General features: G+C 30.1%; 3 protein-coding genes. All 3 read left to right on the top strand.

Going from position 1 to position 6,510, the window contains the following annotated elements; genetic code table 11:
• Window positions 1-232 precede the first annotated feature (232 nt).
• The 3 genes from Q0138_RS01780 to Q0138_RS01770 all read left to right on the top strand — a co-directional run bounded on the left by Q0138_RS01780 (window position 233) and on the right by Q0138_RS01770 (window position 6,171).
• Window positions 233-1,969, top strand: coding sequence for a hypothetical protein (locus Q0138_RS01780; protein ID WP_297980090.1), 1,737 nt, complete (start codon window positions 233-235; stop codon window positions 1,967-1,969).
• Between the two features lie 399 nt (window positions 1,970-2,368).
• A complete protein-coding gene (locus tag Q0138_RS01775) occupies window positions 2,369-3,274 on the top strand; it encodes an AEC family transporter (protein ID WP_297980089.1) in 906 nt (301 codons plus the stop codon).
• Window positions 3,275-4,188: 914 nt separating this feature from the next.
• Complete coding sequence (locus Q0138_RS01770) at window positions 4,189-6,171, top strand: CoB--CoM heterodisulfide reductase iron-sulfur subunit A family protein (protein ID WP_297980088.1); 1,983 nt, start codon at window positions 4,189-4,191, stop codon at window positions 6,169-6,171.
• Window positions 6,172-6,510: the final 339 nt, after the last annotated feature.

Here is a 6,510-nt window from a genome sequence, read left to right as displayed (position 1 = left end):
ATATAATTTAAATTCTTTGTTTTTTTATTTTAATTATTATAATAAATTATTTTTAAAATTTAATCTTAATTCTTATTTAATCATTGTTTTAAAACTTAAATCTATGCTTTATGGATATGAAAAGTATTATATATTGTAAAATAATATAATTAAACTTATAATATTTATAAAAGTTAGGAGGTGCAATATCAGGAATAAGTTTAAAAAATTATCATTTTTTGCTTTTTTATTAATGATTATCTTAATTGTTATTCCATCTGTTTGTGCAGAGGACTTTAATGATAATTTGGATTTGTCTATTGGCTCTGAAAGTCAGGATATTCTATCTGATGTTTCTGAAAGTCAGAATCTTTTATCAGATGTTTCTGAAAGTCAGGACATTATATTCACAAGTTCTAAAAGCCAATCTGTACTATCAGATAGTCAATCAACAATTAACAACTCAAATAGCCAATCTGCAAATGATTTAGCTAGTCAAAATGATATTTCTACAAATTCCAGTTTAGTTTCTAATTCAAATGAATCTGTTGATATCGCCTCTTCTAATTTGGCAGAAAGAATTTTAAACGCTGAAGATGGTGACATCATACTTATAGAGCCGGGATTCTATAAGCTTCATGGCATTGACATTAGTAAAAGCATTACACTTCAGGGAACTTCAGACCCTCGTGATGTAGTCATTGATGGTGAAAAAATATCCAGCATCTTCCTGATTCATGATTATATGCTTTCCGTTAAATTCTACAACTTAACAATCCAAAATGGTTTAAGCGAGAATTTCGGAGGTGGAATATGCATTGAAACAGGAAACGTAACTGTAGACAATTGTATATTTATCAATGGAACTGCACTTAACAATACAAACGGCGGAGCAATTTCCAATTATGGTAATGAAGAACATAGAAGTTATCTCTTTGTTAACAATTCATTATTCATTGGAAATCATGCAGATCACGATGGTGGTGCTGTAACAACTTGCTATGCAGTTTCAAATATTTATAATTCCCTTTTCATGAATAATTCTGCCGGTCGTGACGGTGGAGCGATTCGTGTAAGTATTTATGGATACGGTTCTGTTGAGGACTGTGTATTCATTGACAATTATGCTGCAGAATGGGCTGGAGCTTATTATAGTTGGGCTGGAAACTCCAGTATTAATAGATGTGTATTTGTAAATAATACCGCAGGGACTAATGGTGGAGCTGTAATGGTTTCAGGAAGTTTAAACCTTACCAATTCACTTATTACGAATAATACTGGTGGAGAAACAGGAGGTTCATTCTATATTCAACAGCCAATGTTTGATGCACTCACTGTCATTAAGGTAAACAATAACATAATCACAAACAACTCCTCTCCTTTGGGAAAGGAGATTTTCACCAAGTGGAACAGAACTGATTTATTGTTTGCAAACTTCAATGGAAACAATTGGGGAGATGAGGATCCTACCGATTCTGAGGTATTTGATCCAAACAATGTTTCAACAAGAAGCAGGCCTACACAGGTTTTACCATATCGTCCATTCAATCCAGACAATTTAAATTGGGGATTATTGGACCTTTATGAGGATGTTCTAGACACATATTATGGCAGGACAGATAAGAATTCCACATCTGGCGGAACAAACAGCAATTATGCTTCAAGCAGTGAAGATTATAAGCCTGGGTTTAAGGTCAGGGAAGATTCAAATGGAAATTCAGAGATTTTGAATAGTCAAAATTCAAGTTTATCTTCTGGTTTGAATCTTTTTAATCAATCAGATTCCAGTAAAATTAGTTCTGGCGGAAATTCAAATGATAGAAATTCAAGTTTTGTAAGCGCTTCAAGTCAAAGACAAAAAATGGTTGAGTTATTTGAGGACAATCCAATTTCAATAAAGTCTTCAGATCTTAAATATTTGATTGTACTTGCAATATTGGCTTTAACATTCTTGATAGGTTTATCAAGAAGAAGCAATAGAAACAAATAATTGGATTTTTAATTGTTAAAAAAAGTATTTTTTCATATTTTTAATGTTTTTTACTTCATTTTCATTATATTCTGCTTTTTAGTAAAAAACATTCTAATATTTTTTATTTTTTTATTATCTTATTTTTTAATTATTATCTTATTTTTTATTATTATCTTATTTTTTATTATTTTTTTAATTTAATCTTGTTTTTTATTATTTTTTTATTAAATTTGGTTTTTTTTATTTTGGTTTTTTTATTTTAATCTTGTTTTTTTCTATTTTTTTAATTTTCATAAAGTATTTTAATTAAGTTAAATAAATATTTATTAAAAAACTATTAATTCTGCCAATATTTTTTAATTTGACAGTTTTTAACTAATTTTACTTATTTTATAATTTTTCTATTCGGTAGTATTTATGGACTTTAAAGTAATTATTGTTTCAATCATTGTAATGATCTTTTTAGGAGTTCTTCTAAAAAGAATAGATCTCTTAAGTGAAGATGATGTTGAAACTCTTAATAAAATAGTAATTAATATATCTCTACCATGTCTTGTTTTCAATGCTTTGTATACTGCTGATGTTTCCTTGCTTCCCAAGCTTAGTATTTTAACACTTTATATATTAATCACTGGTTTTATTGTAGGTTTAATCACTTATCTTATACTTAGAACAACAGGCTGGGATTCCAGAAAAATTTGGAGTTTGGTCATTGTTGTGGTTTTGGGAAATACCGGTTTTTTAGGTTATCCAATAACTCAGGGAATCTATGGCAGTGCAGGTTTGATAAGGGCTGTATTTTGTGACTGTGCAACTTCAATATCCTTTGTCATATTAAGCATAATTCTTATTTTCCTATTTGATGGAACAATAAAGGTTGCCTTAAGGAAGATAATTACATTTGTTCCATTATGGGCTATTCTATTAGGTATTCTTTTCAATGTATTCAATATTCCAATTACTGATGTAGGCACTACTGTCGTTTCATATTTGGGGGATGCGACTATTCCACTCATCATGATTTCCTTAGGTTTATCATTGAATATAAATGGATTGAAGAACAATCTCAAGGAGGTTGGATTTGCATCATTCATGAAGCTTATCTTTTATCCTTTGGTAGCTATCGGAGTTCTTGCATTATTGGGAATTACTGGTTTTGAACATAAGATCGGTTTGATTGAGGCCACCATGTCTTCAGCTATGTTAGGATTGGTATTGTCTGTCTCTTATAACTTGGATTGGCATTTGACCAGTGACTGTATTTTTACAAGTACATTGTTTAGTCTGATTACAATTCCTATCTTTTTAATTTTCATAGTATGAAATTGAATTTTCTTTATTTTTTTCTTTTTATATTCAAAATAATATAGGAATTTTTTTATTTAATTTTTTTTAATATTCCTAATATTATAGGACTTTTTTTATTTAATTTCTTTAATTTTTATAGTAATTTAGGAATTTTTTTATCTTATTACTTTTATTTTTTCAAAATATTTTTTTTTTAAAATTCCATTATAATTTATTTTAATTTTCATAATATTTTTTAAAATTTATAATATTTTCTTTTAATTTTCATAATATTTTTTTTAAAATTCTATAGTAATTTCTTTTAAATATTGATTAATTTTATAACTTTCATTTAAATGTTTATTTTATTATCTTCTTCGCTGTTTAATATTTAAATATTAATTAGCTCACTTATGCTTCTTGATTAATAATTTAAATCCTAATTAACAACTAATATTTATTTTTAATTTATTTTTTTTCTTTTAAAAATTTCTAATTTAGTGGTACCTTTTAGGTTACACTTTTTTTAAATTTTTGTTCGTTTTTATACCTATATTATTATTTAAGAAATTCCTTCAGAATTTTTCAAATTTTTAAAGGGCTCTCGAGGCTTCTTTAAAATGAAATTTTCAAAATTGAAAAAATTTAGGTGCATAAAAATCTATTTTGGATTCCTTTTTTTATAATTATACTTCTTGTTTTTTTAATTTAATGCAATATTTTAACTTTAAATCTTAATTTTTCTATTAATTCTTATTTTTTTTAATTTTACTTTCTTAAAAATCCCTTAAATTTTTCTCATATATATACTTTACTCATACTTATTTATAGAAAGGTTTATATACTCTCATCTTAAAACATAAAGTTGTCTAATATTTTATATATATAAAAATATTTTATAAAAATTAGATCAAAAATGATTAATCATTTTACTTGTACAAGGTGATTTAATGGCAGAAGAAAATAAAAATGAAGAAATTAGAGTGGGAGTTTACGTGTGCCACTGTGGTGTAAACGTAGGTGGAGTCGTAAACTGTCCTGAAGTAGCAGAATATGCAAAAACTTTACCTAATGTAGTTATTGCAAAAGATTACAAATACATGTGTTCCGACCCTGGTCAATCTCTTATCCAAGAGGATATTAAAGAACACAACTTAAACAGAATTGTAGTAGCTGCATGTTCTCCTCGTCTTCACGAACCTACCTTCAGAAGATGTGTAGAAGAAGCTGGATTAAACAAATTCTTATTTGAATTTGCTAACTTAAGAGAACAAGACTCCTGGGTACACATGACCCAACCTGCAGAAGCAACTGCAAAAGCTAAAGACTTAACTCGTATGGCTGTTGCAAAAGCAAGATTATTAGAACCTCTTGAAGCTTCCAAAGTAGCAGTAGACAAAAAATGTCTTGTTATCGGTGGTGGAGTATCCGGTATTCAATCCGCATTAGACTTAGCTGATATGGGATTCAAAACCTACATGGTAGAAAGAAACCCAACTATCGGTGGAAGAATGGGTCAATTGGATAAAACATTCCCTACCTTAGACTGTTCCATGTGTATTCTCGCACCTAAGATGGTAGACACTTCCAAACACGAAAACATTGAATTAATTACTTACGCAGAAGTAAAAGAAGTAGACGGATATATTGGTAACTTTACTGTAACAGTAGAGAAAAAACCTAGATACGTTATAGAAGATGACTGTACTGGATGTGGACAATGTCAAGAAGTCTGTCCTATCGAAATACCTAACTACTACGATGAAGGTGTAGGTATGGTAAAGGCAGCTTACATCCCATTCCCTCAAGCAGTACCTCTCTGTGCAACTATCGACAAAAACTACTGTATTGACTGTGGTCTTTGTGAAACCGTATGTGGTCCTGATGCAATTGACCGTGATATGGAACCTGAAGAAATCGAACTTCACGTTGGTACCATCATTGCAGCAACCGGATACGACCCATATGACCCAAGTGAAAAATACGAATACGGTTACGGAAGATACACTAACGTAATTACCGCTATGGAAATTGAAAGAATGATCAACGCATCCGGTCCTACCGGTGGTCACGTACAAAAACCATCTGACGGTAAAGAACCTAAACGTGTTGCATTCATCCACTGTGTCGGTTCAAGAGATGAACAAATCGGTAAAGCTTACTGTTCAAGAGTATGTTGTATGTACTCCATGAAAAACGCTCAACTTTGTATTGACCACGAACCTGACACTGAAGTAACCTGTTACTACATGGATATCCGTTCATTCGGTAAAGGATTCGAAGAGTTCTACAAAACTTCCCAAGAAAAATACGGTATTGAATTCATCAGAGGACGTCCTGCAGAAATTCTCGAAAATGATGACTTAACCTTAACCGTAAGAGCAGAAGATACCTTACTCGGAAAAGTAACCGAATACACCTATGACTTAGTTGTATTATCTGTTGGATTAGAACCTCCTAAAGGATCTAACGAACTCAGACAAACTCTCGGTTTATCCAGAACTTCTGACGGTTTCTACATGGAAGCTCACCCAAAACTCAGACCTGTTGACACTTTAACTGACGGTGTTTACATTGCTGGTGTAGCACAAGGACCTAAAGATATTCCTGACGCAGTAGCACAAGGATCCGCTGCAGCATCAAGAGCATCTATCCCTATGGCTAAAGGTGAAGTAGAAATTGAACCTATTACTGCTGATACCGATACTACTGTCTGTGGTGCATGTGAAGTTTGTGTAGAATTATGTCCATTCGGTGCTGTAAGTATTGAAGGTGAAGGTGCAGAAGCACACGCAGCAATTAACGTTGCATTATGTAAAGGATGCGGTACCTGTGTAGGTGCATGTCCATCTGGTGCTATGAACCAAAACCACTTCAAGACCGAACAAATTATGGCACAAATCGCTGCTGCTCTTGAAGACGTAGCAAAATAGATTAAGGGAATTTTTCTCTTTTTCTTTTATTTTTTGGGAAAACTTTTCCCACTCTTTTCTTTTTTTAAATAAACTTTTTTAGACTTTTGAATTTTACTCTTTTTAATCAATTTTAAATAATAGTTTCAGTTTTTTTATAATTTTATTAATTATTTTTAAAATTTAACTCATTTTAATTAATTTTAAAAAATAGTTTAAGATCTTTTAATAATTTTAATATTTTTTTCTTAATAGTTTCATTATTTTTTTTAATTTTATTTAATTTCTTAGAATAGTTTTAATGATTTTAATAATTTTAATATTTTTTTCTTAATAGTTTCATTATTTTTTTTAATTTTA

This window comes from uncultured Methanobrevibacter sp. (assembly GCF_937906425.1).
In the GTDB taxonomy this organism is placed as follows: Archaea; Methanobacteriota; Methanobacteria; order Methanobacteriales; family Methanobacteriaceae; genus Methanobrevibacter.
Note: the sequence above shows the minus strand (reverse complement) of the source record. Positions and strands in the feature narration are given on the sequence as shown.

What these genes read in the sequence shown, in the direction of transcription:
- Q0138_RS01780 (WP_297980090.1), top strand. Translation starts at nt 233, where the DNA reads ATGATTATCTTAATTGTTATTCCATCTGTTTGTGCAGAGGACTTTAAT.
- Q0138_RS01775 (WP_297980089.1), top strand. Translation starts at nt 2,369, where the DNA reads ATGGACTTTAAAGTAATTATTGTTTCAATCATTGTAATGATCTTTTTA.
- Q0138_RS01770 (WP_297980088.1), top strand. Translation starts at nt 4,189, where the DNA reads ATGGCAGAAGAAAATAAAAATGAAGAAATTAGAGTGGGAGTTTACGTG.